This window comes from Geodermatophilus sp. SMS 5-13 (assembly GCF_059428245.1).
The window spans coordinates 1,825,340-1,851,649 of record NZ_CP165729.1; the positions used below are offsets into that span (position 1 = coordinate 1,825,340).

26 protein-coding genes and 1 pseudogene are annotated in these 26,310 nt (G+C 73.8%); 20 read left to right on the forward strand and 7 right to left on the reverse strand.

Features of this window, described 5'->3' with window-relative positions; translation table 11 throughout:
* Positions 1–40 precede the first annotated feature (40 nt).
* The 12 genes from AB3388_RS08875 to AB3388_RS08930 all read left to right on the forward strand — a co-directional run bounded on the left by AB3388_RS08875 (position 41) and on the right by AB3388_RS08930 (position 12,168).
* Positions 41–1,339, forward strand: coding sequence for a hypothetical protein (locus AB3388_RS08875; RefSeq protein WP_495410396.1), 1,299 nt, complete (start codon positions 41–43; stop codon positions 1,337–1,339).
* Positions 1,336–1,869 carry a hydrogenase maturation protease gene (locus tag AB3388_RS08880; protein ID WP_495410397.1) on the forward strand — a complete coding sequence of 178 codons (534 nt, stop codon included), beginning with the start codon at positions 1,336–1,338 and terminating at the stop codon, positions 1,867–1,869. Before AB3388_RS08875 ends, AB3388_RS08880 begins: the two co-directional genes overlap by 4 nt.
* On the forward strand, positions 1,866–2,948 hold the full coding sequence (locus AB3388_RS08885) for an NADH-quinone oxidoreductase subunit B family protein (protein ID WP_495410398.1): 1,083 nt from the start codon (positions 1,866–1,868) through the stop codon (positions 2,946–2,948). The genes AB3388_RS08880 and AB3388_RS08885 overlap by 4 nt, the downstream gene beginning before the upstream one ends.
* Positions 2,945–4,741 (forward strand): nickel-dependent hydrogenase large subunit, encoded by a 1,797-nt coding sequence (locus tag AB3388_RS08890; RefSeq protein WP_495410399.1) that lies wholly within the window; start codon positions 2,945–2,947, stop codon positions 4,739–4,741. The genes AB3388_RS08885 and AB3388_RS08890 overlap by 4 nt, the downstream gene beginning before the upstream one ends.
* Positions 4,734–5,264: a NifU-related iron-sulfur-binding protein gene (locus tag AB3388_RS08895; RefSeq protein WP_495410400.1), complete on the forward strand. Its 531-nt coding sequence runs from the start codon at positions 4,734–4,736 to the stop codon at positions 5,262–5,264. The genes AB3388_RS08890 and AB3388_RS08895 overlap by 8 nt, the downstream gene beginning before the upstream one ends.
* Positions 5,261–5,842, forward strand: a complete 582-nt coding sequence (locus AB3388_RS08900; RefSeq protein ID WP_495410401.1) for a DUF5947 family protein — start codon at positions 5,261–5,263, stop codon at positions 5,840–5,842. The genes AB3388_RS08895 and AB3388_RS08900 overlap by 4 nt, the downstream gene beginning before the upstream one ends.
* Positions 5,843–5,853: 11 nt before the next feature.
* Complete coding sequence (locus tag AB3388_RS08905) at positions 5,854–6,060, forward strand: hypothetical protein (protein WP_495410402.1); 207 nt, start codon at positions 5,854–5,856, stop codon at positions 6,058–6,060.
* Positions 6,061–6,175: 115 nt separating this feature from the next.
* Positions 6,176–8,536 carry a carbamoyltransferase HypF gene (hypF, locus tag AB3388_RS08910; protein ID WP_495410403.1) on the forward strand — a complete coding sequence of 787 codons (2,361 nt, stop codon included), beginning with the start codon at positions 6,176–6,178 and terminating at the stop codon, positions 8,534–8,536.
* Between the two features lie 7 nt (positions 8,537–8,543).
* Positions 8,544–8,834: a HypC/HybG/HupF family hydrogenase formation chaperone gene (locus AB3388_RS08915; RefSeq protein WP_495410404.1), complete on the forward strand. Its 291-nt coding sequence runs from the start codon at positions 8,544–8,546 to the stop codon at positions 8,832–8,834.
* The gene (hypD, locus tag AB3388_RS08920; protein ID WP_495410405.1) at positions 8,831–9,937 is read left to right on the forward strand and encodes a hydrogenase formation protein HypD; all 1,107 of its coding nucleotides are present in this window, start codon (positions 8,831–8,833) and stop codon (positions 9,935–9,937) included. The genes AB3388_RS08915 and hypD overlap by 4 nt, the downstream gene beginning before the upstream one ends.
* On the forward strand, positions 9,930–11,006 hold the full coding sequence (gene hypE, locus AB3388_RS08925) for a hydrogenase expression/formation protein HypE (RefSeq protein ID WP_495410406.1): 1,077 nt from the start codon (positions 9,930–9,932) through the stop codon (positions 11,004–11,006). The genes hypD and hypE overlap by 8 nt, the downstream gene beginning before the upstream one ends.
* Before the next feature lie 73 nt (positions 11,007–11,079).
* On the forward strand, positions 11,080–12,168 hold the full coding sequence (locus AB3388_RS08930) for an SDR family oxidoreductase (protein ID WP_495410407.1): 1,089 nt from the start codon (positions 11,080–11,082) through the stop codon (positions 12,166–12,168).
* A gap of 67 nt (positions 12,169–12,235) precedes the next feature.
* On the opposite strand, the gene AB3388_RS08935 is transcribed toward AB3388_RS08930, so the two are convergent.
* From AB3388_RS08935 to AB3388_RS08945, 3 genes are all read right to left on the reverse strand, one after another.
* Entirely contained in the window at positions 12,236–12,742 is a 507-nt protein-coding gene (locus tag AB3388_RS08935) for a hypothetical protein (RefSeq protein ID WP_495410408.1), read from the reverse strand.
* 154 nt (positions 12,743–12,896) lie between these two features.
* Positions 12,897–14,963, reverse strand: a complete 2,067-nt coding sequence (locus AB3388_RS08940) for an alpha/beta fold hydrolase (RefSeq protein ID WP_495410409.1) — start codon at positions 14,961–14,963, stop codon at positions 12,897–12,899.
* A gap of 47 nt (positions 14,964–15,010) precedes the next feature.
* Positions 15,011–16,237 carry an epoxide hydrolase family protein gene (locus AB3388_RS08945; RefSeq protein ID WP_495410410.1) on the reverse strand — a complete coding sequence of 409 codons (1,227 nt, stop codon included), beginning with the start codon at positions 16,235–16,237 and terminating at the stop codon, positions 15,011–15,013.
* A 390-nt stretch (positions 16,238–16,627) separates the two neighbouring features.
* Here AB3388_RS08945 and AB3388_RS08950 point away from each other — a divergent pair, with 390 nt between their 5' ends.
* Genes AB3388_RS08950 through AB3388_RS08960 form a run of 3 tightly spaced genes read left to right on the forward strand, consistent with a single transcriptional unit; the run spans position 16,628 to position 17,867 of the window.
* Positions 16,628–17,233: a CBS domain-containing protein gene (locus AB3388_RS08950; protein WP_495410411.1), complete on the forward strand. Its 606-nt coding sequence runs from the start codon at positions 16,628–16,630 to the stop codon at positions 17,231–17,233.
* On the forward strand, positions 17,230–17,586 hold the full coding sequence (locus AB3388_RS08955; RefSeq protein ID WP_495410412.1) for a UBP-type zinc finger domain-containing protein: 357 nt from the start codon (positions 17,230–17,232) through the stop codon (positions 17,584–17,586). The genes AB3388_RS08950 and AB3388_RS08955 overlap by 4 nt, the downstream gene beginning before the upstream one ends.
* A 32-nt stretch (positions 17,587–17,618) precedes the next feature.
* The gene (locus AB3388_RS08960) at positions 17,619–17,867 is read left to right on the forward strand and encodes a helix-turn-helix domain-containing protein (protein WP_495411447.1); all 249 of its coding nucleotides are present in this window, start codon (positions 17,619–17,621) and stop codon (positions 17,865–17,867) included.
* A gap of 35 nt (positions 17,868–17,902) precedes the next feature.
* Here the strand turns inward: AB3388_RS08960 and AB3388_RS08965 are convergent, their stop codons facing one another.
* Positions 17,903–18,277, reverse strand: coding sequence for a hypothetical protein (locus AB3388_RS08965; protein WP_495410413.1), 375 nt, complete (start codon positions 18,275–18,277; stop codon positions 17,903–17,905).
* A gap of 113 nt (positions 18,278–18,390) precedes the next feature.
* A complete protein-coding gene (locus AB3388_RS08970; protein ID WP_495410414.1) occupies positions 18,391–19,062 on the reverse strand; it encodes a DUF1345 domain-containing protein in 672 nt (223 codons plus the stop codon).
* A 289-nt stretch (positions 19,063–19,351) separates the two neighbouring features.
* Between AB3388_RS08970 and AB3388_RS08975 the strand changes: the two genes are divergently transcribed.
* The 4 genes from AB3388_RS08975 to lon all read left to right on the forward strand — a co-directional run bounded on the left by AB3388_RS08975 (position 19,352) and on the right by lon (position 24,728).
* On the forward strand, positions 19,352–20,611 hold the full coding sequence (locus tag AB3388_RS08975) for an epoxide hydrolase family protein (RefSeq protein ID WP_495410415.1): 1,260 nt from the start codon (positions 19,352–19,354) through the stop codon (positions 20,609–20,611).
* Between the two features lie 66 nt (positions 20,612–20,677).
* A complete protein-coding gene (locus AB3388_RS08980) occupies positions 20,678–21,640 on the forward strand; it encodes an alpha/beta fold hydrolase (RefSeq protein WP_495410416.1) in 963 nt (320 codons plus the stop codon).
* 7 nt (positions 21,641–21,647) lie between these two features.
* The gene (locus AB3388_RS08985) at positions 21,648–22,277 is read left to right on the forward strand and encodes a DUF5996 family protein (RefSeq protein ID WP_495410417.1); all 630 of its coding nucleotides are present in this window, start codon (positions 21,648–21,650) and stop codon (positions 22,275–22,277) included.
* Positions 22,278–22,385: 108 nt separating this feature from the next.
* On the forward strand, positions 22,386–24,728 hold the full coding sequence (gene lon / locus AB3388_RS08990) for an endopeptidase La (RefSeq protein ID WP_495410418.1): 2,343 nt from the start codon (positions 22,386–22,388) through the stop codon (positions 24,726–24,728).
* Positions 24,729–24,789: 61 nt separating this feature from the next.
* On the opposite strand, the gene AB3388_RS08995 is transcribed toward lon, so the two are convergent.
* Both AB3388_RS08995 and AB3388_RS09000 read right to left on the reverse strand, forming a co-directional pair.
* On the reverse strand, positions 24,790–25,281 hold the full coding sequence (locus tag AB3388_RS08995) for a hypothetical protein (RefSeq protein WP_495410419.1): 492 nt from the start codon (positions 25,279–25,281) through the stop codon (positions 24,790–24,792).
* A 215-nt stretch (positions 25,282–25,496) separates the two neighbouring features.
* Positions 25,497–25,700, reverse strand: a pseudogene (locus AB3388_RS09000) (alpha/beta fold hydrolase); the annotation flags it as partial.
* A 355-nt stretch (positions 25,701–26,055) separates the two neighbouring features.
* Between AB3388_RS09000 and AB3388_RS09005 the strand changes: the two are divergent.
* The gene (locus AB3388_RS09005; RefSeq protein WP_495410420.1) at positions 26,056–26,301 is read left to right on the forward strand and encodes a hypothetical protein; all 246 of its coding nucleotides are present in this window, start codon (positions 26,056–26,058) and stop codon (positions 26,299–26,301) included.
* The last annotated feature ends 9 nt before the right edge of the window (positions 26,302–26,310 follow it).

Below are 26,310 nucleotides of genomic sequence, written 5' to 3' on the forward strand. Positions count from 1 at the left end.
GCGGCGCGGCACAGGACCGTCGGACGACGGCCCCGCAGTCGTGCCCGCGGTGATCCGGGAGGGTTTCGACGCCGCCCGCGCGGTCGCCGACGCCGTCCTCTACGAGGGCTACCTGCTCTACCCCTACCGCCGGTCGGCGGCGAAGAACCGCGTCCGCTGGCAGTTCGGCGTCCTCGCCCCGCGGCCGTTCGTCGAAGCCGCCGGTCCTCCCGACGACGGCGTGGCCGGGTCCGCCGACGCCTGGCAGCAGCGCACCGAGGTCCTGGTCGAGGGCCGGGACGACGCCGAGATCGCCGTGCGGCTGCGGTTCCTCCAGGTGCTGCGGCGCACCGTCGAGCGCCGCACCGGCGCCGGGTGGACCGCCGTCGAGGAGCTGGAGGTCGACGGCGAGCGGCACCTCTCCTTCGACGAGGCGCTGCCGCGCGAGTTGGACGTCGTCGCGCGGCTGGGGGACCTGCACGCGCACGACGTCGCGTTCACCGCGCCGGGGGAGCGGACCGTCGAGCCGCTGGGGAACGGGGCGGGCCGCGTCGTGCGGGAGAGCCGGCCGGTGCCCGTGAGCCTGCGGCTCGAGGTCGAGCCGGCGGCGGCGCCGTTCCGGCTGCACCGGCTGCGCTGCGTCGTGGCGAACGCCTCGGGGGAGCTGTCGCCGTCCCGGCCCGAGGCCCTGCGGGTCTCGCTCGTCGCCGCGCACACCCTGCTGGGGGTGCGCGGCGGCCGTTTCCTCTCGCTGCTGGACCCGCCGCTGTGGGCGGCCGACGCCGCGCAGGCCTGCCGCAACGTGCACACCTTCCCGGTGCTGTGCGGCCGTGGCCATGGCACCGATGTCGTCCTGTCCTCGCCGATCATCCTGTACGACCACCCGCGGATCGCCCCGGAGAGCCCCGGGCCGCTGTTCGACTCCGGCGAGATCGACGAGATCCTCTCGCTGCGCACGCTGACGCTGACCGAGGAGGAGAAGCGGGAGGCGCGGGCGACCGATCCGCAGGCCGCGGCGCTGCTCGACCGCGTCGACACCCTCCCCGACGAGGTGCTCGCCCGGCTGCACGGCGCCGTCCGCTCGCTGCGGCCGGTACGCCGGGAGCCCGAGCAGCTCCTGGTCGGCGGCGTCCGGATCGCCCCCGGCAGCCGGGTGCGACTGCGCCCCCGCCGCCACGGCACCGACGCCCAGGACCTCTTCCTCGACGGGCGGACCGCCACGGTCGACGACGTCCTCGACGACGTCGACGGCAGCCGGTTCGTGGCGGTCACCCTCGACGACGACCCCGGCGCGGACCTGCTGCGCTGGTACGGCCGGCACTACCAGTTCACGCCCGACGAGATCGAGGCCCTGCCATGAGCGGCCAAAATGGCCATTTTGGCCCCTCCGGCCGGGTGCTCGTCGCCGGCATCGGCAACGTCTTCCTCGGCGACGACGGCTTCGGCGTCGAGGTGGTCCGCCGCCTGGCGACGACGCCGCTGCCCGACGGCGTGGACGTCGCCGACTACGGCATCCGCGGCGTGCACCTCGCCTTCGACCTGCTCGACGGGCGGCACGACGTGCTGGTGCTGGTCGACGCCGTCCCCCTCGACGAGCCGCCGGGGACGCTCGCCGTCCTCGAGGTGCCCCTGGACGGGGTGCCGGCCGGGGCCGCGGCGGTCGACGGCCACGGCATGACCCCGGTGGCGGTCCTCGACCTGCTGCGCACCCTCGGCGGGTCGCTGCGCCGGGCCGTCGTCGTCGGCTGCCGGCCCGCTGTCCTCGACGAGGGGCTCGGCCTGTCGCCGGCCGTGCGGGCGGCGGTCGACCCCGCCGTCCGCCTCGTCGCCGACACCGCCGCCGACCTGCTCACCCCGGAGATCCCCACCACCGCCAGGAGGCCCCGATGACCGGCACGGTCGCCGACCCGCAGCAGCGCACCGCGGGCGTGGAGGAGGTGCACATCCTCTGGATCTCGGAGGGCATGAGCTGCGACGGGGACACGGTGTCCATCACGGCCTCGGACTCGCCGGCCATCGAGGACGTCGTGCTGGGCCTGGTCCCCGGGCTGCCGAGGGTGCACCTGCACAACAAGGTGCTCGACCCGAGCCTGGGCGGCGAGGAGTTCCTGGCCCCCTACCGGGCCGCCGCCCGCGACGACCTCGGCGCCCCGTTCGTCCTGGTGATCGAGGGCTCGATCCCGAACGAGAACATCAACGGCGAGGGCTACTGGACCTCGTTCGGCAACGACCTCGCCACCGGTGAGCCGCTGACCCTCAACTGGTGGATCGACCAGCTCGCCCCGCGCGCGTGGGCGGTCGTCGCGATCGGCACCTGCGCCACCTACGGCGGCATCCACGCGATGGCCGGCAACCCGACCGGCTCCATGGGGCTGGCCGACTACCTCGGCTGGGACTTCCGCTCCGCCGGCGGGCTGCCGATCGTCAACGTGCCCGGGTGCCCGGTGCAGCCGGAGAACTTCATGGAGACGCTCACCTGGCTGCTCTTCCACGCGGCCGGGACCGCGCCCGCCCCGCCGCTGGACAGCCTGCTGCGCCCCCAGTGGATCTTCGGCAAGACCGTGCACGAGGGCTGCGACCGGGCCGGCTACTACGAGCAGGCCGACTTCGCGCAGGACTACAACTCGCCGAAGTGCCAGGTGAAGATCGGCTGCTGGGGCCCGGTCGTCAACTGCAACGTGCCCAAGCGCGGCTGGATGCACGGGATCGGCGGCTGCCCCAACGTCGGCGGCATCTGCATCGGCTGCACGATGCCCGGCTTCCCCGACAAGTTCATGCCGTTCATGGACATGCCGCCCGGCGGCAGCCTCTCCTCGCTGCTCGGTAAGCCGTACGGCGCCCTGGTCCGGCGGCTGCGCGGGATCACCAACGCCACGGCGAACAAGGAACCGAAGTGGCGGCACAACCGCGAGGCGCTGACCACCGGATACGACCCCCGGTACCGCCCAGGAGAGGTGAGCCCACGATGACGATGACCGAGCGAGCTCCCGGCGGCGGCACCGAGCCCGGCCAGCTCGTCGAGATGGCCTGGGACCCGATCACCCGGATCGTGGGCAACCTGGGCATCTACACGAAGATCGACTTCGCCAACCGGCAGGTGGTGGAGTGCCACAGCACGTCGTCGCTGTTCCGCGGCTACTCGGTGTTCATGAAGGGCAAGGACCCGCGCGACGCCGGCTTCATCACCAGCCGGATCTGCGGCATCTGCGGCGACAACCACACGGTCTGCTCGGTCTACGCGCAGAACATGGCCTACGGCATCAAGACCCCGCCCATGGCCGAGTGGATCACCAACCTCGGCGAGGCCGCGGAGTACGTCTTCGACCACACGATCTTCCAGGACAACCTGGTCTTCGTGGACTTCTGCGAGGCCATGGTCAAGGCGACCAACCCGAGCGTGCTGGCCCGCGCGGAGAACACCGAGGCGCCGCACGCCGGCGTGCACGGCTACCGGACGATCGCCGACATCCTGCGGGCGTTCAACCCGTTCGAGGGCGAGGTCTACCGGGAGTCGCTCAAGGTCAGCCGGGTGACCCGGGAGATGTTCTGCCTGATGGAGGGCCGGCACGTCCACCCGTCGACGATCTACCCGGGCGGCGTCGGCACGATGCCGCAGCCGACGCTGTTCACCGACTACCTGTCCCGGCTGCTGTCGGTGCTGGACTTCGTGAAGAAGGCGGTCGCCCTCAACGACGACGTCTTCGACTTCTTCTACGAGGCGCTGCCCGGCTACGAGGAGGTCGGCCGGCGGCGAGTGCTGCTCGGCTGCTGGGGCGCCTTCCAGGACCCGGACGTCGTCGACTACCGCTACGAGTCGATGAACGAGTGGGGCAAGGCCATGTACGTCACCCCGGGCGTCGTCGTCGACGGCCAGCTGGTGACGACGAACCTGGTCGACATCAACCTGGGCCTGCGCATCCTGCTGGGCCACTCCTTCTACGAGGACTGGACCGGCGAGGCGCCGTTCGTCGACCGGGACCCGCTGGGCAACCCGATCGACATCCGCCACCCGTGGAACCAGACGACCCTGCCCGCGCCGGCCAAGCGCGACTTCGAGGGGAACTACAGCTGGGTGATGAGCCCGCGCTGGAAGCACCCCACCACCGGCGAGCACCTCGCCCTCGACACCGGCGGCGGCGCGTTCGCCCGGCTGTACGCCACCGCGCTGGCCAACCGGGTCGACACCCCGTATGTGAAGTCGACCGGTGCGAGCGTGCAGATCAACCTGCCGAGGAGCCACACGCTGCCGGAGCAGACCCTGGAGTGGCGCATCCCGCCGTGGTCCAACGCGATCGAGCGCGACCGCGCCCGGGTGTACTTCGTCGCCTACGCCGCGGCGATGGCCGTCTTCTTCCTCGAGCAGGCCATGGCCCGCATGCACGCCGGCGACATGAAGGTCTTCCAGGAGTTCGAGGTGCCCGACGAGTCGATCGGCTGCGGGTTCCACGAGGCTGTGCGCGGCGTGCTGTCGCACCACCTGGTGATCCGCGACGGCAAGATCGCCAACTACCACCCGTACCCGCCGACGCCGTGGAACGGCAGCCCCCGGGACAGCTTCGGCACGCCCGGCCCGTACGAGGACGCGGTGCAGGGCACCCCGATCTTCGAGGAGAACGGGCCCGACGACTTCCGCGGCGTGGACATCATGCGGGCGGTCCGCAGCTTCGACCCGTGCCTGCCCTGCGGCGTGCACATGTACCTGGGCGGCGGCAAGACGCTGAAGACGGTGCACTCGCCGATGTTCGGCGCCAGCCATGGCTGACCCGGCCGGCCGGGACGACGCCGACGTCGAGCGGCGGCTGGCCGAGCTCGACGAGCTGCTCGCGCGGGTCGAGCAGCTGACCGGCCCGGCCGGCGAGCTCGCCCTGGAGGCGGTGGCGGCCGTCGTGGAGATCTACGGCGCGGCGCTCTCGCGGGCGCTGCTGCTGGCCCGGTCCCCGGAGGCGTTCACCGCCGATCCGCTGCTCGGCCACCTGCTGCTGGTGCACGGGCTGCACCCCGACCCGGTGGACGTCCGGGTGCGGCACGCGCTCGCGACGGTGGGGGAGCGGGTCGCCGGGGCGGACCTCGAGCTGCTCGGCGTCACGGCCGGGACGGCGCAGGTGCGGGTGACCGGCGGCGGAGGGTGCGGCGCGCCCGCGCCCGACGAGCTCGAGGCAGCCCTCCGGGAGGTGCTGCTGGCCGCCGCGCCCGAGCTCGTGGCCGTGGAGACGATGACGGCCGAGGCCCCCCGCCGGGCGACGTTCATCCCGCTCGACAGCCTGGCCCGCCGGGTCCCGGCGTGAGCACCGGCGCGCTCCAGCGCCTGGCCCGGCGCCCGCCGGTCCGCCGGGACGACCCGCGCTGCGAGCTGTGCGGCCTGGGGCTGCCCGAGCGGCACCGGCACCTGCTGGACGAGGAGCGCGACGAGCCGCTGTGCACCTGCCGGGCGTGCAGCCTGCTGTTCGAGCGGGAGGCGGCCGGCCGGGGGCACTTCCGGCTGATCCCGGACACCCGGCTGCGGCTGACCGACGTCCCGGCCGATCTCGGCGTCCCGGTCGGGCTGGTCTACGTCGTCCGCGCGCTCGACGGCACCGTCGTCGCGCACTACCCGAGCCCGATCGGGGCGACCCGGCACGAGCTCGACCCGGAGACCTGGGCGGAGGTCGCGCGGCGCTGCCCGCCGCTCGCCGGGATGGCGCCCGCCGTCCAGGCGCTGCTGGTGCACACCGCCCGCGGCGCCGACGAGCACTGGCTGGTGCCGATCGACGACTGCTACCGGCTGGTGGCGCTCATCCGGCGGGAGTGGCGCGGCCTCTCCGGCGGCAGCACGGTCTGGCCGGCGGTCGGGGAGTTCTTCGCGGGGCTCCGGGAGACCCGCTGAGAGGAGGAGGCATGGGCATCAAGGTCGGCACACCGGACGTCCGGCCCGACGCCACGTCGCACACGAAGGGCGTGCACCAGGGCAACGCGCCCGGCGCGTACGCCAAGCAGGTCGGCCATCACGCCGACGGGACGGCGGACGCCCGCCGCTCCACCGGGGTCGCGCCCAAGCGGCACGACACCGTCCTGCCCAGCATGCCCAACCTGCCGCCGGGGTGAAGGAGGCCGCCGTGTACGTGCCCAAGTGGCTGCTGGTCCTGCCGCTCGCGGTCCTGGCCGCCATGGCGTGGAAGGAGTTCCCCGCCCTGACCCGGTACTTCAAGATCGCGCGGATGTGACCGCCGGAGCCGGCCTGCGCGAGCGGCGTGCCCCGCCCGTCCGCTCGCGGCGCCGGTTCGAGGTGCGCGGGGTCGTGCAGGGCGTGGGCTTCCGGCCGTTCGTGCACGCCCTGGCGACCGGGCTCGGCCTCACCGGCTCGGTGCGCAACGACACCGGCGGCCTGGTCGCCGAGGTCGAGGGCGACGCGACCGCGGTGGCCGACTTCGGCGCGCGGCTCCGGTCGCAGGCGCCGCCGCTGGCGCTGATCGAGGAGGTCTCCGAGCGCGAGCTGCCGCTGCGCGGCGACCGGTCGTTCGAGATCGTCGCCTCCGCCGTGTCGGCGTCCGCGCGCACCCTCGCCTCGCCCGACGTCGCGACGTGCGACGACTGCGTGGCCGAGCTGAACACCGCGGGCAACCGGCGCTACCGGCACCCGTTCATCACCTGCACGAACTGCGGGCCGCGGTTCACGATCACCGTCGACCTGCCCTACGACCGGGTCAACACGACGATGGCCGGCTTCGCGATGTGCCGCGACTGCGCGCGCGAGTACGCCGACCCGGCCGACCGCCGCTTCCACGCCCAGCCGATCGCCTGCCCGGTGTGCGGGCCGCGGCTGGAGCTGGTCGGGCCCGGCGGCGAGACGGTCACCGGCACCGAGCCGGCGCTGGCCGCGGCCCGGGGGCTGCTCGCGGCCGGCGCAGTGGTGGCCGTGAAGGGCATCGGCGGGTACCACCTGGCCTGCCGCGCCGCCGACGCCGACGCGGTCGCCCTGCTGCGCACCCGCAAGCGGCGCGGCGCCAAGCCGTTCGCGGTGATGGTCCCCGACCTGGCGACCGCGCGGCGGCTCGTCGTCGTGGACGACGTCGCCGCCCGGCTGCTCACCTCGCCGGCCCGCCCCATCGTGCTGCTCCCGCGCCGGGATTCCGGCGCCGCCGTGGTGGACGCCGTCGCCCCCGGCAACCCCGACCTCGGCGTGCTGCTGCCCTACAGCCCGCTGCACCACCTGCTGCTCGGCGACGGACCCGACGGTCCGGGCCCCGGCGTGCTGGTGATGACCTCCGGCAACCTCTCCGGCGAGCCGCTCGCCGCCGACGACGCCGACGCGCGGACCCGGCTGGCCGGGCTCGCCGACGCCTGGCTGCGCCACGACCGGCCCGTGCACGTGCCCTGCGACGACTCGGTCGTGCGCGTGGTCGACGGCGAGGCCCTGCCGGTGCGCCGCTCCCGCGGCTACGCGCCGCTGCCGGTGCCGCTGGCGGTCCCGGTGCCCCCCAGCCTGGCGGCGGGCGCGGACCTGAAGAACACCGTCGCGGTGGGCGCCGGCCGGCACGCCTGGCTGTCCGGCCACATCGGGGACATGGAGGACCTCGCCACCTGGGACACCGCGACCGCCGCCGCGGACCACCTCCAGCACCTGACGGGCGTGCGTCCCGGGCTGCTGGCGGCCGACGCGCACCCCGGCTACCGCAGCCGCGCGTGGGCGCACGCGCGGGCGGCGGGCCGCCCGGTGCGCACCGTCCAGCACCACCACGCGCACGTCGTGAGCCTGCTCGCCGAGCACCGGTGGGACGACGACCAGCCGGTCATCGGGATCGCCTGCGACGGCACCGGCTACGGCACGGACGGCGCGGTCTGGGGCGGCGAGGTGCTCGTCGCCGGGTACGCCGGGTTCACCCGCGCCGCCCACCTCGGCTACGTCCCGCTCGCCGGCGGGGACGCCGCGGTGCAGCGGCCGTACCGGATGGCGCTGGCCCATCTCCGGGCGGCCGGCGTCCCCTGGACCGAGGATCTCCCCCCGGTGGCCGCGTGCCCGCCCGCCGAGCGGACCGCGCTGGCCCACCAGCTGCGCACCGGTCTCGGCTGCGTGCCGACCTCGAGCACGGGCCGGCTCTTCGACGCCGTCGCCTCGCTCGCCGGCGTCCGGCACGTGGTCGACTTCGAGGCCCAGGCGGCCATGGAGCTCGAGGCCCGCACCCGGACCGTCGGGCTCGACGGCGTCGCCGGCTACCGGTTCGGGCTGCCCGACGCCGGGCTGCTCGTCGCCGATCCCGGGCCGGTGATCCGCGCGGTGGCCGCCGACGTCCGGGCCGGCGTGCCGGTGGAGATCGTCGGCGCCCGCTTCCACGCCGCCCTCGTCGTCCTCGTGGTCGAGCTGGCCCGGCGGGTCCGCGCCGAGCGCGGCCTGTCGACGGTCGGGCTGACCGGCGGGGTCTTCCAGAACGCCGTCCTGCTCTCCGCGGCCGGGCGGGCCCTGGCCGAGGACGGCTTCACCGTGCTGAGGCACCGGCTGGTGCCACCCAACGACGGCGGGCTGGCCCTGGGGCAGCTGCTCGTCGCCGCCTGCTCGGCCGACCGGCGCCCCGGAGCGAGGTGAGAGACGGATGTGCCTGGCGGTCCCCGGACGGGTGGTGTCGGTCTACGAGCGCGACGAGACACCGATGGCGCAGGTCGATTTCGGCGGGGTGCGCAAGGAGGTCTGCCTGCAGTACGTGCCCGATGTGCCGGTCGGGGGCTGGGTGATCGTCCACGTCGGGTTCGCCATCCAGCACCTCGACGAGGAGTCGGCGCGGCAGACGCTGGAGGCCTTCGAGCAGCTCGGCGTCCTGGAGGAGGAGTTCGGCGACGGCTTCACCGCCGCCGCGCGGCAGGCGGGAGTGGAGGCGCGACCGTGAAGTACCTGGAGGAGTTCGCCAACCCCGAGCTGGCCGGCCGGCTGCTGGACCAGATCCGGGCGATCACCACGCGCCGCTGGGCGCTGATGGAGGTCTGCGGCGGTCAGACGCACTCGCTGATCCGGCACGGCATCGACCAGCTGCTGCCCGACTCGATCGACATGATCCACGGCCCGGGCTGCCCGGTCTGCGTGACGCCGCTGGAGGTCATCGACAAGGCGCTGGAGATCGCCGCCCGCCCCGGGGTGATCTTCTGCTCGTTCGGCGACATGCTGCGGGTCCCCGGCAGCGGCTCCGACCTGTTCCGGGTGAAGGGCGCCGGCGGCGACGTCCGCGTCGTCTACTCGCCGCTGGACGCGCTGCACCTGGCCCGCGAGAACCCCGACCGTGAGGTCGTGTTCTTCGGCATCGGCTTCGAGACGACGGCGCCGGCCAACGCGATGACCGTCTACCAGGCCCGCCGGCTCGGCGTCCGCAACTTCTCGCTGCTGGTCAGCCACGTGCTCGTGCCCCCGGCGATCGCGGCGATCATGGAGTCGCCGTCCTGCCGGGTGCAGGGCTTCCTGGCCGCCGGTCACGTCTGCAGCGTCATGGGGACGACGGAGTACCCGCCGCTGGCGGAGAAGTACGAGGTGCCGATCGTGGTGACCGGCTTCGAGCCGCTGGACCTGCTCGAGGGCATCCGCCGCGCGGTGCTGCAGCTGGAGTCCGGCCGGCACGAGGTGGAGAACGCCTACCCCCGCGTGGTGCCGGCCGAGGGCAACCCGGCGGCGAAGGCGATGCTGGCCGACGTCTTCGACGTCACCGACCGGGCATGGCGGGGGATCGGGGTCATCCCGGCCAGCGGCTGGCGGCTCTCGGAGCGCTACCACGAGTTCGACGCCGAGCACCGCTTCGACGTCGGTGGCATCTCCACCGCCGAGTCGAGCATCTGCCGCTCCGGCGAGGTGCTGCAGGGCCTGATCAAGCCGCACGAGTGCGCGGCGTTCGGCCGCGAGTGCACGCCGCGCAACCCGCTGGGCGCGACGATGGTCTCCTCCGAGGGCGCCTGCGCGGCCTACTACCACTACCGGCGGCTGGAGCTGGTGGACAGCCGTGGCTGAGCTGATCGACCGCCCCGACGTCGACCGCCCGGACCTCGCGGCCTGGAGCTGCCCGCTGCCGCTGGCCGACTCGCCGACCATCGTCATGGGCCACGGCGGCGGCGGGGCGATGTCCGGCGAGCTGGTCGAGCACCTGTTCCGGCCGGCGTTCGGGGCCGAGGGCGAGCTGACCGACTCCGCGGTGCTCGACGTCGGCGGCGTCCGGCTGGCGTTCTCCACCGACTCGTTCGTCGTCCGGCCGCTGTTCTTCCCCGGCGGGTCGATCGGCGACCTCGCGGTCAACGGCACGGTCAACGACCTGGCGATGTCGGGGGCCCGGCCGCTGGCGCTGTCGACGGCGTTCATCCTCGAGGAGGGGACGGCGCTGGAGGAGCTGGGCCGGGTCGCCACCGCGCTCGGCGAGGCCGCCCGGGCGGCGGGGGTGCGGCTGGTCACCGGGGACACGAAGGTGGTCGACGCCGGCCACGGCGACGGCGTCTACGTGAACACGGCGGGGATCGGCGTCGTCCCCGACGGCGTCGACATCCGGCCCGGCCGTGCCCACGTCGGGGACGTGCTGCTCGTCAGCGGCGACATCGGAGTGCACGGGGTGGCGGTGCTCAGCTGCCGGGAGGGCCTGGAGTTCGGGACGACGGTGCGCAGCGACACCGCGCCGCTGCACGACCTGGTCGCCGCGGTGCTCGCGACCGGGAGCGACGTGCACGCGCTGCGCGACCCCACGCGGGGCGGGCTCGCCGCCGCGCTCAACGAGATCGCGCGCACCGCCGGCGTCGGGATGGCGATCGTCGAGAGCCAGGTGCCGGTGCCGCCGGAGGTCGCCGACGCCTGCAGCATCCTCGGGCTGGACCCGTTCTACGTGGCCAACGAGGGCAAGCTCGTCGCCGTCGTCCCGCCGGAGGCCGCCGAGCCGGCGCTGGACGCGCTGCGCGCCCACCCGCTCGGCGCCGGTGCCGCGGTGATCGGGCGGGTCGTCGCCGAGCACCCCGGCATGGTGGTCGCCCGGACCGGGCTCGGCGGCACCCGCGTCGTCGACCTGCCGGTGGGGGAGCAGCTGCCCCGGATCTGCTGACGGGCTTGTGCCCGGTCGTGCCCGCTGACAGCGTCAGGGTCGGGAAGCCGATCCCGAGCCGCAGGGGGAGATCATGGTCAAGCGGGTGCTGATCGCCGGGGCGAGCGGGCTGGTGGGCGCCGCCGCCGTCGACGCCTTCCTGGAGGAGGACTGGGACGTCGTCGCCGTCTCGCGCCGCCGTCCCGAGGTGTTCTCCGACCGTGAGTTCACCCATCTGCCCCTCGACCTGCAGGACGAGGCCGCGTGCAAGGCGGCCGTCGCCGACCTCGGCGACGTCAGCCACGTGGTCTACGCCGCGGTGTTCGAGAAGCCCGGGCTGATCGCCGGCTGGACCGAGCGGGACCAGATGCAGACCAACCTCGCGATGCTGCAGAACCTGCTTGAGCCGCTGGCCGGTGACGCGGCGCTGGAGCACGTGACGCTGCTGCAGGGGACGAAGGCCTACGGCATCCACGTGCACCCGATGCGCGTCCCGGCCCGGGAACGGATGCCGCGGGACCAGCACGAGAACTTCTACTGGCTGCAGGAGGACTACCTCCAGGAGAAGGCCGCCCAGCGGGGGCTGCGGTACACGATCTTCCGGCCGCAGCTGATCGTGGGGCCGAACTACGGCGTGGTGATGAACCTCCCGCCGGTCATCGGCGCCTACGCGGCGATCTGCCGGGAGGAGGGGCGGCCGTTCGGCTTCCCCGGCGGTGTGTCCTACGTGTGGGAGGCGGTGGACACCCGGCTGGTCGCGCACGCCATCCGCTGGGCGGCCACCGCACCGCAGGCCGACGGCCAGCACTTCAACCTCACCAACGGCGAGGTCTTCGAGTGGCGCGACCTGTGGCCGGCCCTGGCCGAGGTGCTCGGCGTCGAGGTGGGGCCGGACGAGCCGGTCAGCCTCGCCGAGTTCCTCCCGGCCCGGGCCGGGGTGTGGGACCGGATCGTGCAGCGGCACGACCTGCGCCCGATTCCCATGCCGGACCTGCTCGGTGAATCGCACTTCTACGCCGACTTCTGCTTCGCCTACGGCGCGACCCAGCTCCCGCCGCCGGCCTTCGTCAGCACGGTGAAGATCAAGCAGGCCGGCTTCTGCGAGACCTACGACACCGAGGAGTCGTTCCGGCACTGGCTCCGGGTGCTGCAGGATCGCCGGGTGCTGCCGCCCGCCGGGTGAGCCGGCCGGCCCCCACGGCAGCGCCCCCGCCCGGGATCCGGCCGGACGGGGGCGCCGCATGGTCGTGTCAGGCGATGACGTCGCGCACCCCACCGGTGACCGCCAGCGCGAGCCGGCGGGCCACGCGCAGCGCCTGGTCGGCCAGGGCGTAGGTGGTCTCGATGAGCTCCTCCGGCCGGGTCAGCGCGGTCGGCAGGACGCCGCGGACCACGGTCACCACACCGCGGACGACGCCGGCCACCGCGTCCTCGCTGCTCTCGGCGGCCGCGGACAGCTGCCGGCGCGCCTCGTCCTGCTCCTGGGCCCGCAGCTCGGCGAGCAGGTCCCGGCGGGCGGTCAGCACCAGGCGGTCGGCGGCCTCCCCGTCGGTCGACCGGACCTCCTGCAGAACCCGCGAGGTCAGCAGCTCCTTCGCCCGGTCGGCGGCCTCCTCCTGGGTGCGCGCCAGCTCCTCCAGGCCGTCGGCGTCCCGCGAGGCATCCGCGGACGCTCCGCCGGGGGACGAGTCGGCCTCCCGGCGGGGGCGCCCGCCGGTCGAAGCGGTGCGGGACGACGTGTTGCTCGGGCTGGTCATGGTGCCTCCTGCTGGTCGGCCGGGAAGGACACCGCCGACCCTCCCCGGGGTAGGTGGCGGGCAGGCGAGGAACCGGCACACGGCAGGGGAGAGGCGCCCCGACAACGCGCTGCCGGGGCCCTCCGTCCGTAGCGGTGGCGCGCTCGAGGCCGGGTTACCGCGTGCCGGCCACCTGGGGGCGGGTGGGCCGCGCGTGGGCGAGCGCCCAGTCCAGCACGTGGTCGGCGATCGACTCCCAGCCCTGCTGGGCCGTGAGCAGGTGCGCGAAGCCGGGGTACTCCTCGCGCTCGGTGAGCGCCTGCGGTGAGCGGTAGTGCTCGACGTTGGACCGCTGCACGCTCGGCGGCATGAGGTGGTCCTCGCCGCCGGAGACGAACAGCAGCGGAGCCCGGTCGTCGTTGGCGTAGTCGACCGCCGCGTCCTGCGGGCCCGGCATGAAGTTGGCCAGCACCGAGCTCCACAGGATCCGGCCGGAGGCCGGGATCGCGTAGCGCTCGTAGAGCCGCCGGGCCTCCTCCTCGGGGAACGTGTTGGTGAACGCGTAGTGCCACTGCTCGTAGGTGAGCCCGACGGCGCGGTGCCGGTTCGCCGGGTTCTTGAACGCGACGAAGGTCGAGCGCAGCTGGGACAGCGGCAGCACCCGCACACCCTCCGTGGGAGCAGAGTTGAGGACGACGCCGACCGCCCCGTGGCCGCGGTCGAGCAGGAGCTGCACGACGGTGCCGCCGGCAGAGTGGCCCATGAGGATCGGCGGCCGGTCCAGGCCGCCCAGCAGCTCCTCCAGGGACGCGACGATCTGCGGCAGGGTCAGCTGGGCGATCGGCGTCGGGTCGGCGTTGAGGGCCTCCACCTCCACCTCGAAGCCGGGGTAGGCCGGGGTGAGCACCTGGTAGCCGCGCCGCTCGTAGCGGGCCTTCCAGTCCTCCCAGCTGCGCGGGGTCACCCAGAACCCGTGCACGAGGACGATCGTGTCGGGCGCCCCCGAACCGGACGGCGCGGCGCGTGGCGTGGGGATCTGCGGTTCGCGCAGGGAGCGGAACGCGGCCCGGAGTTCGGTGGCGAACAGCTCGGGCTCCTCCCAGGCGGCGAAGTGGCCGCCCCGGTCGACCCGGTTGTAGTAGGTGAGGGTGGGATAGACCTGCTCGACCCAGCTGCGCGGCGCCGCGAACGCCTCGCCGGGGAAGGTGGTGAAGGCCGCCGGGACGGTGACCGGGGGAGGAGCCTGGCCGCCGGCGCGGGCCTGGGCCTGCCCGGTCTCCCAGTACGCCCGGGCGGCCGACGCCCCGGTCCCGGTCAGCCAGTACAGGGTGATGTTGTCCAGGACCTGGTCGCGGGTGAGGTTTCCGCTCGGGCGCCCGTCGAGGAAGGCGCCGCGGATCTTGTAGTAGCTGTCGGTGTCGTGGTCGAGCAGCCAGGCCGCCAGCGCGACCGGTGAGTCCAGCTGGGGGTAGCCGATGGTCTGCGGCCGGGTGGCCTGCTCGACGAAGTAGCCGGTTCCAGTGGCCTGGCGCTCGGCGATCGCGGCGAGCGCGGTCCGTTCCTCGTCGGTGCCCGAGGTCCGCTCGCTGCCGTCGGCCGGCATCGCGAAGAGCAGGTTGGAGTGGATGCCGAGCAGCCCCGCGGGCGCCTGGCGGCCCATCGCGTCGACGACGTAGGCGCCGAGGTCGCCGCCCTGCGCGACATACCGGGGATAGCCGAGGCGGCGCATCAGCTCGTGCCAGGCGCGGCCGATGCGACCGGGGTCCCAGCCGAGCTCGGTCGGCTCACCGGAGAAGCCGGAGCCGGGGATCGACGGCAGGACGAGGTCGAACGCGTCCTCGGCGGCGCCCCCGTGCGCGGGCGGGTCGGTGAGCGGGCCGATCGTGTCGAGCAGTTCGATGACCGAGCCCGGCCAGCCGTGCGTCATGATCAGTGGCAGCGCGTCCGGGTGCGGCGAGCGCACGTGGACGAAGTGGATGTCCACTCCGTCGATCTCGGTGGTGAACTGGGGCAGCGCGTTGAGCCGCTCCTGGCTCCGGCGCATGTCGTAGTCGGCCATCCAGTACCGCGCGACCTCGTGGACGGTGGCCAGCTGCACGCCCTGCGAGCGGTCGTCGACGAGTTCTCGGCTGGGCCAGCGGGTGGCGGCGATGCGGCGGCGCAGGTCGTCGAGCGCCTCCGCGGAGATCTCCATCCGGAACGGGCGGATCGCGCTGCCGGTCTCCTGCTCGTTGGTGGTCATGCTCTGCCCCTCTCCTGGGCGGGCTGTGCCGGCGGTCGTCGGTGTGCTCAGCTGCGCGGCTCGGGGATCCGGGGTGCCCGCAACGGCCGGAACGCGGCTCGCAGCTCCGCCGCGAACAGCTCCGGCTCCTCCCAGGCGGCGAAGTGGCCGCCCCGGTCGGCCTCGGAGAAGTAGCTGAGGGTGGGATAGGCCCGCTCGACCCAGCTGCGCGGAGCCCGGAAGATCTCGCCGGGGAACACGGTGAAGCCGACGGGCACCGCGACCGGGGCCGGAGCCTGCCCGGCCGCGGCGGCACGCGCCTGGGCTCGTGCGCCCTCCCAGTACGACCGGGCCGCGGACGCCCCGGTGCCGGTCAGCCAGTACAGGGTGATGTTGTCGAGGACGTGGTCGCGGGTGATCCCGCCCGTGGGCTGCCCGTCCACGAAGGCGCGGGAGATCTTGGCGTAGCTGTCGGTGTCGTGGTCGGCCATCCAGGCGGCCAGCGCGACGGGGGAGTCCAGCAGGGCGTAGCCGATCGTCTGCGGCCGGGTGCCCTGCTCGAGGAAGTAGCCGAAGCCCGTGGTCCGGAACGTCGTGATCGCGGCGACCGCCGCGCGTTCGGCCTCGGTGTCCGCCGGCCGGCTGCCGCCGGCCAGCGCCGTCCGGAACAGGTTGAGGTGGATGCCGACCAGCCCGTCGGGCGCCTGCGAGCCCATCGCCTCGGTGACCGCAGCGCCCTGGTCCCCGCCCTGGGCGACGTAGCGGTGGTAGCCGAGGCGGCGCATCAGCTCCGCCCACGCCCGCGCGATCCGGCCGGCGTCCCAGCCGACCTCGGCCGGCGTGCCGGAGAAGCCGTAGCCGGGCAGCGACGGCAGCACGAGGTCGAAGGCGTCCTCGGCGCGCCCGCCGTGCGCCGTCGGATCGGTCAGCGGGCCGATCGAGTCGAGCAGCTCGACCACCGAGCCGGGCCAGCCGTGCGTCACGACCAGCGGCAGCGCGTCCGGATGGGGCGACCGGACATGCAGGAAGTGGACGTCCAGCCCGTCGATCTCGGTCGTGAACTGCGGCAGGGCGTTGAGCCGCGCTTCGCAGGCGCGCCAGTCGTAGTCGCCGGCCCAGTAGCGGGCCAGCGCCCGCACCGTCGCCAGTTGCACGCCCTGCGAGGGGTCGTCGACGAGTTCCATGCTCGGCCAGCGGGTCGCCGCGATCCGGCGGCGCAGCTCGGTGAGCGCTTCGTCGGGGACGTCGACGGAGAACGGGCGGATGGCCTCGGTCTGCTGCTCGAGAGTGGTCATGCTGCGCCCCCTGCTCGAGACGGCGAACGTTCGAGGTGGACGGCCGAGCGCACCAGCAGCGAGCACCGGAACGGTCGGCATGCCCGGGACCCGACCACCCTCGACCGCACGGGTCCGGAGCGCACAGGGTCGAAGGTCTCCCCAGGGCGTGCGGCGCCGACGACCAGGCTGTCCTGGCCGCGGTCCGGTCTACGCTCGCGTCAACGGGTCGGGCTGCACAGCAGGGGGCAGCATGGTCCACGGCCTTTCCCTCGGAACCGGGGCGTCGTCCCCGGTCGGCGTCGTGTGGCCGTGCCCAGTCCGCCGTCCACTGCCCTCGGACGCTTCCGGAACTGATCTCCCGCCGCTCGGCGTGGGGTGAACCAGGGACCGACGATCGAGGAGTCCGCGATGCCGGCATACCGCATGGTCTACGGGGACGACGAACAGGTGATCCGCGAGACGTTCCACGACGTCCAGTTGGAGCAGGAGGACGGCTGGACCGTGCTGTTCCGCGGGACGGACGCGATCCTGCGGGTGCGGGACGAGCACGTGCAGTCGCTCGAACTGCTGGATGCCGCCGTGCCGGCCGGGCTGGAGGGTCGGCCCACGGTGGGCGACCTGATGCGGCCCGCGGTGATGAGCGTGGAGCGGAATGCCCATCTGGCGGCGGCCACCTATCTGTTCAAGAAGGCCGGCGACACCGCCCTGGTGGTGGTCAACGACCCGGTCGACCAGGTGCCGGTCGCCGTCATCACCGACGCGCACGTCGCTCAGGCGGTCGCCGACGGCAGGGATCCGAACGACGTCCGGATCAGCGAGCTCGTGAGCAGCGACCCGATGACCGTGTCGCCGGACACCCCGGTCGCCGCGGCGGCCGAGCTGATGATCGCCTCACGGCTCAGTCACGTGCCCGTGGTGGACGGCGTTCGCCTGGTGGGCATCGTCGACGTCAGCGACGTCTGCCGGGGCCTGCTGGCCATGGAGCCGGCCGCGATGGCCGCGCCACGGCCGTGACTCCGCTCGCCGGTATCGATCCGAGCGCGCCGCCGTCCGGCGAGGGTTGCGCGGAGTGCCTCGGAGGGGCGTCGCCGGGGTGGTGGTTCCACCTGCGCCGCTGCGCGCAGTGCGGTCACGTGGGCTGCTGCGACTCCTCGCCGAGCCAACACGCGCGCGCCCACTTCGGCGCGACCGGCCACCGCTACATGCAGAGCTTCGAACCGGGCGAGGACTGGTTCTGGGACTTCGAGGACGAGGACGTCGCCAGCGGACCGCTCCTCGCCGCGCCGCGGCACCACCCGGTCGAGCAGCCGGTGCCGGGGCCGGCCGGGGCGGTGCCGGCGGACTGGGTCCGGCACCTCCATCAGTAGCTGCTCGCGGCTTCCCGGAGTCGTCCCGGCGACTGCACGGGGTCGTCGGAGATCCTGCAGGCCACCAGGAGAGCCCGGATCCACAGGACCTCCTCGCCACCGGCAGCAGCTACACGGCCACCGCCGAGCTGCTCCGGGTGCACAAGAACACCGTCCAGTACCGGGTGCGCAAGGCCGAGGAGGCGATCGGCGGCCCGGTGCACGATCGGGAGTCCGACGTGGAGGTGGCTCTGCGCGTCTGCCGTGCGCTCGGTGCGCCGATCCTGCAGCCGGCCGTCTGACCGACGTCGTCGACGGCCGGCTCCGCGGTGCGGGATCAGGTGGCCACGGACCGGGCCGCCTCCTCGGCGTCGTGTCGCGCGAGGACGGCGTCGAGCACCGCGTACTCGGCCTCCTCGATCGGGGAGTAGGCGAGATCGATGGAGTAGGCCGCGTAGGACTCGGTGTCCTCGGCGTCGGCCTCCGCGCGATCGGCGGCGTGCTGGGCCCTGCGGGCGTCGATCCGCTGGCGGGCCTTCGCGAGGTGCTCGTCCCAGGAGCGCTGGATGTCGTCGGCCCGGGCATCGGCCTTGCCGGCGGCCGCTGCGGACTCGGCGCGCAGCTTTGTCCGCGGTCTGCTGCGTGCTGTCCCGGGCCTCCTGGATCGCCTGCTGCAGCTGGTCGCGTGCCTGTGCCTTCGCGGCTGCGGCACGGTCCTCGGCCTGCTTGGCCCGGACCGCGAGACGGGAGAGATCGTCGGAGACGGCCATGGTTCCTCCTGCTCAGGAGTTGTGCTGTGCGGACGGTCGCAGGTCCCCGCGGTGGCTACGTGCCCAAGCCCGCGACGACGCTGACCGTCGTCGCGATGATCACGGCGTCGAAGACGAAGGACGTCACCGCGTGCCGGAGGGCGGTCGCCCGGATGGCGGTCTTCTGCAGGGACGTGTCGGACACCTGGAAGCACATCCCGATCGTGAAGGCGAGGTAGGCGAAGTCGGGGAAGGTCGGGTCGTCGTCCTGGTTGAAGTCCACGCCGCCTCGTGGCTCGCTGTAGTACAGCCGCGCGTACCGCAGGGTGAAGACGGTGTTGAGAACCAGCCAGGACGCCGCGATGCACGCCACGCCGAGCACGATCCGGTCCGGTGGGTTCTGGTGCGCCCGGAAGATCACCAGCACGACGGCCATCAGCGTGCCGACCGAGAGGCTGACCAGCGCGAGGTCCCGGACGGGGCGCGACCCGTCCTCGCGCGCGGCCACCCACGCGGTGTCCTCCGCCCCGAGCGACCACAGTGACGCCCAGGTCCAGACGAGGAAGACGAGCGCCGCCGCCACCCAGGCGCTCAGCCCTGCGATGCCCCAACCCAGCACGGGAGCCGTGATGCTGCCGGCGAGGACGGCGGCGAGGAGGGAGACCAGCAGGTGGACGCCCGCGGGGGCGTTCCGCCATCCGCGTCGGGCGGCCCGGACGGCGGTCGGCTCGGATGCATCGCGCGTCATCGGGGGACGCTAGCGACCCGGACCTGCGCCGTCATCGTCCCCCGACGCGGCTGCCCCGCGCCCGCGCGCAGGACCGGCTGATCGGCGGTCGAGGCGCTATCACCCGCTGCGGGTGAGGCGGGGTCCCGGTGCGCCCTGTGGGTTGCTCGTGTGCTCCGGCGGCCGGCCCCGGTGCAGGAGGAGTACCGATCGGCCGGTGCTGCGGACCCCCCGACCAGCAGCGCGACGGGCCGCCCGCGGGCGTCGAGGCGCGAGTTTCCCATCGCGACGCGTCACCCGAGGAGAGCCCATGTCCGCGCCGACCGACCCGAACACCACCACCGCTGCCGCCGGGGCGGTGCCGCGACCGCGCGCCGCCGCGGAGCCCGGTCAGGCCGCGATCCGCCCGTTCGAGGTCCGTGTGCCGGAGGCGCAGCTCACGGAGCTGCGCCGCCGGATCAGCGCGACCCGCTGGCCGAGCCGGGAGCTGGTCGACGACCGGTCGCAGGGCGTGCAGCTGGCGACGATCCAGGCGCTCGCCTCCTGGTGGGGGACCGAGCACGACTGGCGGCGGTGCGAGGCGAAGCTGAACGCGCTGCCGCAGTTCGTCACGGAGATCGACGGCGTCGACGTCCACGTCATCCACGTGCGGTCGCGGCACGAGAACGCCTTGCCACTGATCATGACGCACGGCTGGCCGGGCTCGGTCGTCGAGATGGTCGACTCCGTCGGCCCGCTCACCGACCCGACCGCGCACGGCGGCGCCGCCGAGGACGCCTTCGACCTGGTGCTGCCGTCGCTGCCCGGCTACGGCTTCTCCGGCGAGCCGACCGAGCTCGGCTGGGACCTCGCCCGGACCGCGCGCGCCTGGGCGGAGCTGATGCGCCGGCTCGGCTACGACCGCTACGTCGCCCAGGGCGGGGACGTCGGCGCCGGCGTCACCGATGCGATGGGCCGCCTGGCACTCGAGGGACTGGTCGGCATCCACACCAACCTGCTCGTGCCGGCGCTGAACAACCCAGCCGCCCTGCCCGCCGGCACCGAGGCCGAACGAGGCGCGCTGGCCGCCATCAAGACGTTCCAGACCAGCGGCAACGGCTACTTCGTGGAGCAGTCCACCCGGCCGCAGACGATCGGCTACGCCCTGCTCGACTCTCCGGTCGCCCTGGCGGCCTGGATGATCGACCACGACACCGACGCCTACTACAAGATCGCCCGCGCCTTCGTCGAGGGGCAGCCGTCGGGCAACCTCACGCGGGAGCACGTCCTCGACAACATCACCGCCTACTGGCTGACCGGCACCGGGGTTTCGGCCGCCCGGTCGTACTGGGAGGCCTACGGCGCCGACGCCCCCGGGGCGGGCAGCCCGCCCCTGCCGCCGCCCACGGTCCCGGTCGCGTTCACCACGTTCCCCGGCGAGATCTGGCGGACGCCGCGCAGCTGGGTGGAGGCGTCGTATCCGACCCTCAGCTACTTCAACGCGGTCGACCGGGGCGGCCACTTCGCCGCGTGGGAGGAGCCCGAGCTGTTCGCGACCGAGCTGCGAGCGGCCTTCCGGCCTCTGCGCTAGCGGCCGCCCCGACGACGGCCACACCTCCACCGGAGCCGACCTCGGCCGATCGGAAAGGAGAACGCCATGAACTCGCCGTCCGCCCGTGTGCCCGAGGGGCCGGGCTCCGTCTCCGGCGCGCCGAACCTCCCGGACGGGTTCGCCGAGACCTTCGCCAGCGGGTTCGTCGACACCGGGCAGCTGCGCCTGCACGCCGTCATCGGCGGCGCCGGCCCGCCGCTGCTGCTGGTGCACGGCTGGCCGCAGACCTGGTACCAGTTCCGCCTGGTGATGCCGGTGCTTGCCCGCGAGTTCACCGTGATCGCCGTCGACCAGCGCGGCATCGGCCTGTCCGACAAGCCCGAGACCGGCTACGACACGGGCGCCCTCGCCGCCGACCTCGTCGCCGTGATGGATGCGCTCGGCCACCAGCGGTTCGCCCTGTACGGCACCGACACCGGCTTCCCGATCGCCTACGCCCTGGCCGCCGATCACCCGGATCGGGTGGCGCGTCTGGTCGTCTCCGAGGCCTTCCTGCCCGGTGTCGGTCCCGCGATCCCCTTGCTGGTCCCGGCGGCCCGCAACGAGCGGATCTGGCACATCGCGTTCAACCGGTGCGCCGAGATCAACGAGCGGCTCGTTCGAGGGCGCGAGGACATCTACTTCGGCAACGAGTTCGCCGTCGCGGCCGTGAAGCAGCTGCCCGACGACGCGGTCCGGTACTACGTCGACATGCTCCGGGCCGACGAGCACGCCCTCCGTGGCAGCTTCGGCTGGTACCGCGACATCGAGACCACGGCCGCGCAGAACCAGCAGCGCACGGCCGGGCGGCTGACCGTGCCCGTCCTCGCCATCGGCGCGCAGTACAGCGCCGCCGACGCCGTCGGTGCCGTGATGAGGCTCGTCGCGGACGACGTGCAGTCCGTCGTCCTGGCCAGCTGCGGCCACTGGGTCGCCGAGGAGGCTCCCGAGGCGCTGCTCGCGGTGCTGACCACGTTCCTCTCGGCCTACCGCGACGCAGCGGCCGCGGCGACCACGCGGGGGAGCTGACGCGGCCGTGACGTCCACCCTGGTCCCGAGGTGGCCTCCGGTCTCCTACGACCGGTGGCCGGCGACGTGCGACACGCTGCACGCGGACACCCAGGTGCTCGGCAAGCTGGCCGCGCAGCTGGCCCCACCCGAGCCGGAGCTGCAGCACGCCGCGCTGCGGTTGACCGCGCGCGGCTGGGAGACGGCGGCGCTGCCCGCTCCGGACGGCTCCGGCGGGCTGGTGGTCGCCCTCGACCTGCGGACCCATCAGGCGGTCGTGGAGCACAGCGGTGGGTGGACCGAGCGGATCCCGCTGACCCCGCACCGCTGCGTCCGGGACGTCACCCGCGAGGTGCTGGCGGCGGTCCGACGGCTCGGCGGTCCGGTCGAGATCAACCCCGTGCCGCAGGAGGTTCCCTGGACGGTGCCGCTGGACGAGGACGAGGAGCACGCCTACTACGACCCCGAGCCGGCGGCGCACTGGAATCCCGACCTCGGGGAGTTCGTCCTCGACTGGGACGACGTGCGCGCAGCCGCGGACCCGCACGCCGACGCGCTCCAGTTCGCCCGCTCGGCGTTCCGCCACGCCGCCGCGCTGGGCGGCTGGGACGACGGGCTGGCCGGCAGCATGGACGGGCGGCCGCCCCCACTGCGCTGACCCTCGCTCGACGTCGGCCTGACTGTGCTGTCGCAGGCGGCCTGCGGGGAAGCAATGATCGCTTCCGGGAGTTGAGTGAAGTGCGCTCAACCTAGGAAGTGATACAGCGTGACCGAAGCACTTCGTCTTCCCGTTCTACCGCTCGTCGACGACGTCCTGCTGCCCGGCATGGTCCTGCCGGTCACCCTCGACGCGGAAGCCCAGGCTGCGGTGGACGCGGCGCAGGCCTCCGCCGGGTCGCGGCTGCTGGCCGTTCCCCGTCTCGACGGCGTCTACAGCGCCGTCGGCGTCCTCGCGACGCTTCAGCAGGTCGGCCGGCTCCCGTCCGGTGAGCCCGCCGCGATCATCCGGGCCACCGAGCGCGTCCGCATCGGCGCCGGAATCCCCGGTGCCGGCGCCGCGCTCTGGGTCGAGGCCGCGACCCTGGAGGACAGCGTCCCGACCGACCGGACCCCGGCACTGGCCGCTGAGTACAAGCAGCTGGTCATCTCGGTGCTGCAATCCCGCGGCAACTGGCAGACCATCGACTCCGTCCAGCGCATGACCAACCCCAGCGCTCTGGCCGATCTGGCCGGCTACGCCCCCTACCTCGACGCCCGGCAGAAGCTCGAGCTGCTCGAGACCGCCGACGTCGACACCCGGCTGGAACTGCTGGTCGAGTGGGTGCGCGCGCAGATCGCCGACATGCAGGTCTCGGAGAAGATCCAGAACGACGTCCGCGAGGGGATGCAGAAGTCCCAGCGCGAGTTCCTGCTGCGCCAGCAGCTGGCCGCGATCCGCAAGGAGCTCGGCGAGGACGGCGGTGGCTCAGGTGGCGGCCCCGATCATCGTGCCCGCGCCGAGGCCGCCGACCTGCCCGAGAACGTCCGCGAGGCGGTGTTCAGCGAGATCGACCGGCTCGAGTCGACCAGCGAGCAGAGCCCCGAGGGCGGCTGGATCCGCACCTGGCTGGACACCGTCCTGGAGCTGCCCTGGAACGTGCGCACCCCGGACAACTCCGACGTCGTGGCGGCGCGGGCGGTGCTCGATGCCGACCACTACGGGCTGGCCGACGTCAAGGACCGGATGATCGAGCACCTCGCCGTGCGGGCGCGCCGTGCGCAGCGCGGGCTGCAGGTGGTCGGCGGCCGCGGGTCCGGCGCCGTGCTGGCGCTGGTCGGCCCGCCCGGCGTCGGCAAGACCAGCCTCGGTGAATCGGTCGCACGGGCCCTGGGCCGGAAGTTCGTCCGCGTGTCGCTCGGCGGCGTCCGGGACGAGGCCGAGATCCGTGGCCACCGGCGCACCTACGTCGGCGCGCTGCCCGGCCGGATCGTGCGGGCCATCCGCGAGGCGGGCTCGATGAACCCCGTCGTCCTGCTCGACGAGATCGACAAGGTCGGCAGCGACTACCGTGGCGACCCCGCGGCCGCGTTGCTGGAGGTGCTGGATCCGGAGCAGAACCACACGTTCCGCGACCACTACCTCGACCTGGACCTCGACCTGTCCGACGTGCTGTTCCTCGCGACGGCGAACGTGGTCGACACGATCCCGCAGGCGCTGCTGGACCGCATGGAGTTCGTCCAGCTCGACGGATACACCGAGGACGAGAAAGTCGCCATCGCCCGCGGACACCTGCTGCCGCGCGAGATGGAGCGCGCGGCACTGACCGGAGACGACCTCGTGGTCGACGACACAGCGCTGCACGCGGTGGCGGCCGAGCACACCCGCGAGGCGGGCGTTCGCCAGCTCGACCGGGCGCTCGCACGGATCCTGCGCAAGGCGGCGGCCACCCTGGCCACCGATCCCTCGGCAGCGCCGCTTCGGGTGAGCGCGGCCGACCTGCGCGGCTACCTCGGCCGTCCCCGGTTCACCCCGGAGACGGCGGAGCGCACCGCCGTCCCCGGTGTGGCGACCGGCCTCGCGGTGACCGGCACCGGTGGTGATGTGCTCTTCATCGAAGTGACCGCGGTCGACGGCGAGCCGGGCCTGACCGTGACCGGCCAGCTCGGCGACGTCATGAAGGAGTCGGCGCAGATCGCGCTGTCCTACGTGCGGGGCCACACGGCACAGTTGGGGCTCGACGCCGCGGTGCTGAACAGGCGGCTGCACCTGCACGTGCCGGCCGGCGCGGTGCCCAAGGACGGGCCGAGCGCCGGCGTCACGATGGTGACCGCACTGGCCTCGCTCGCCTCGGGGCGGGCGGTGCGGGCGGACGTCGGCATGACCGGCGAGGTCACGCTGTCCGGCCGGGTGCTGCCGATCGGCGGGGTGAAGCAGAAGCTGCTCGCCGCCGATCGGGCCGGCCTGACCACGGTGTTCCTGCCGGCGCGCAACGAGCCCGACCTGGACGACGTCCCGGCCGAGGTCCGCGAGCGGCTCACGATCCACCTGGTCGGCGACGTCGCCGACCTCGTCTCCGCGGCGCTCGCACCCGCTCCGGACCGGCCGGCCGCCGTCGGCGTCGCGGCCTGACCCGCGGGGCCGTGGTCCGGCGACCTCACGACGAGGTCGCCGGACCACGGCTGATCGACGGTCAGGTGCGCGGGCCGGCCGCCCCGTGGTCCGGCGCGGAGCGCGGGGACGGCGGTGGCGCGAGATCCGGCGGCCGCAGCGGCGGAACCGGGGGAGCGCCGGAGCGTCGCGGTCCCGACCACAGTGCCGGCGGGGCGGGGACGGCCCAGGCGATGGCGTAGGCGGCGCGCTCGTAGTTCACCCGCCAGCCGACGAAGTGCGGCCACGCCTGCTCCGGCTCCCGCTCGATCCCGGTGGGAGCGGAAGTAGACACGGACGAGACCCCGGACCCCAGGCCGTAGTGCGTGCGGGCGAGCAGCTCCGGGCCCCAGGTCGGCACGCCGGCGTGGGCGTCGAGCAGAGCCACCGAGGTCTCCCGGCGGTTGTACGCGGCGTAGAGCGTCGGCAGGTAGCCGATCTGCACCGCGAGTGTGCCGAGCGAGACGAAGGCGGCGATCACCGGGACGGCCGTCGCCGCCGGGTTCTCGGGCCGGGAGAAGCCCAGGGTGGTCATGGCCGAGCCCGCCTCGGTGAGGGTGAAGCCCAGGCCGTGGGCGACGAACGGCAGCAGCAGCAGCGCGAAGCCGAGCAGGTAGGCGGCCGGCTGCCGTACGCGCGGGGGACGACGACCGTGCCGATCACGCCGGCCGCGGAGGCGAGCACGAGGAACGCGCCGAGCGCCGCCAGCACCCCGCGGACGATCACGGCGACGGCTCCGAGGCCGGTCGTTCAGGCGCCGCTCACCGCGGGCGTCGTGGCGTCGACCGCCTGCAGGATGAGCTGGGTCGCGGCCTCGGGCTGCGACACGAACGACACGTGCGAGGCCGGAACCTCCACGATGGTGGCGCTCGCGCGCTCGGCCATGAACCGCTGCAGCGCCGGCGGGATGGCGTGGTCCTCGGTGCCGAGCAGATACCAGCAGGGGACGCCGTCCCTCCAGGCCGGGCGGCCCGAAGCTCATCCACGCCCAGAAGACGGCGAGCAACGCGAGGCAGAAGCCGCCGATCGCCGCGCCGAGGTGCCCTCCGCGAGGTTGTCCGCGAGCTCGTCCGCCGCGGCGCCGAAGGCGACGACGAACGTGAGGTCGTAGAGGAGCTCCAGGGGCGTCGCGGCCCGGTGCGTCTCGCTCGGGTCACGGGCCGACAGCGGTCGGCGCCGATGGCCCCTGCCACGGTCGGCCTCCACCAGCCGACGATCCTCCCCGCCCGGCCGGAGGTCAGGAAGCAGCGGTCGTCGCGCCACGCGACCGGAGTCGTGTCAGCGCGGTCATGGCTCTACGGTCGGCAACATGAACGACGGCCTCTGGCTGGTTGAACGTCGCGTGAGCCCCGTGCGGCACGTCGAGGTGGAGGCCGCCGGCCGGTGGTGGCCCGGCGTCCAGCACGCGTGGCGCATGTACGACGACGGAACCGGGTGGCGTGCCGCGGTCCGCTTCATCACCGACGCCGAGGGGCTCGCCTCACAGGACGCCGACCTGCCGCTCGAGCGCGTGCGCGAGCGGAGACCGGAAGCGGCAGGGCACTCCGTCCGCTAGTCATCGCCG

Excerpts from the sequence above, each read along its gene's own strand:
- AB3388_RS08880 (WP_495410397.1), top strand. The coding sequence starts at position 1,336 with ATGAGCGGCCAAAATGGCCATTTTGGCCCCTCCGGCCGGGTGCTCGTC.
- AB3388_RS08885 (WP_495410398.1), top strand. The coding sequence starts at position 1,866 with ATGACCGGCACGGTCGCCGACCCGCAGCAGCGCACCGCGGGCGTGGAG.
- AB3388_RS08890 (WP_495410399.1), top strand. The coding sequence starts at position 2,945 with ATGACGATGACCGAGCGAGCTCCCGGCGGCGGCACCGAGCCCGGCCAG.
- AB3388_RS08895 (WP_495410400.1), top strand. The coding sequence starts at position 4,734 with ATGGCTGACCCGGCCGGCCGGGACGACGCCGACGTCGAGCGGCGGCTG.
- AB3388_RS08905 (WP_495410402.1), top strand. The coding sequence starts at position 5,854 with ATGGGCATCAAGGTCGGCACACCGGACGTCCGGCCCGACGCCACGTCG.
- AB3388_RS08915 (WP_495410404.1), top strand. The coding sequence starts at position 8,544 with ATGTGCCTGGCGGTCCCCGGACGGGTGGTGTCGGTCTACGAGCGCGAC.
- AB3388_RS08930 (WP_495410407.1), top strand. The coding sequence starts at position 11,080 with ATGGTCAAGCGGGTGCTGATCGCCGGGGCGAGCGGGCTGGTGGGCGCC.
- AB3388_RS08935 (WP_495410408.1), bottom strand. The coding sequence starts at position 12,742 with ATGACCAGCCCGAGCAACACGTCGTCCCGCACCGCTTCGACCGGCGGG.
- AB3388_RS08940 (WP_495410409.1), bottom strand. The coding sequence starts at position 14,963 with ATGACCACCAACGAGCAGGAGACCGGCAGCGCGATCCGCCCGTTCCGG.
- AB3388_RS08945 (WP_495410410.1), bottom strand. The coding sequence starts at position 16,237 with ATGACCACTCTCGAGCAGCAGACCGAGGCCATCCGCCCGTTCTCCGTC.
- AB3388_RS08950 (WP_495410411.1), top strand. The coding sequence starts at position 16,628 with ATGCCGGCATACCGCATGGTCTACGGGGACGACGAACAGGTGATCCGC.
- AB3388_RS08970 (WP_495410414.1), bottom strand. The coding sequence starts at position 19,062 with ATGACGCGCGATGCATCCGAGCCGACCGCCGTCCGGGCCGCCCGACGC.
- AB3388_RS08975 (WP_495410415.1), top strand. The coding sequence starts at position 19,352 with ATGTCCGCGCCGACCGACCCGAACACCACCACCGCTGCCGCCGGGGCG.
- AB3388_RS08980 (WP_495410416.1), top strand. The coding sequence starts at position 20,678 with ATGAACTCGCCGTCCGCCCGTGTGCCCGAGGGGCCGGGCTCCGTCTCC.
- AB3388_RS08995 (WP_495410419.1), bottom strand. The coding sequence starts at position 25,281 with ATGACCACCCTGGGCTTCTCCCGGCCCGAGAACCCGGCGGCGACGGCC.
- AB3388_RS09005 (WP_495410420.1), top strand. The coding sequence starts at position 26,056 with ATGAACGACGGCCTCTGGCTGGTTGAACGTCGCGTGAGCCCCGTGCGG.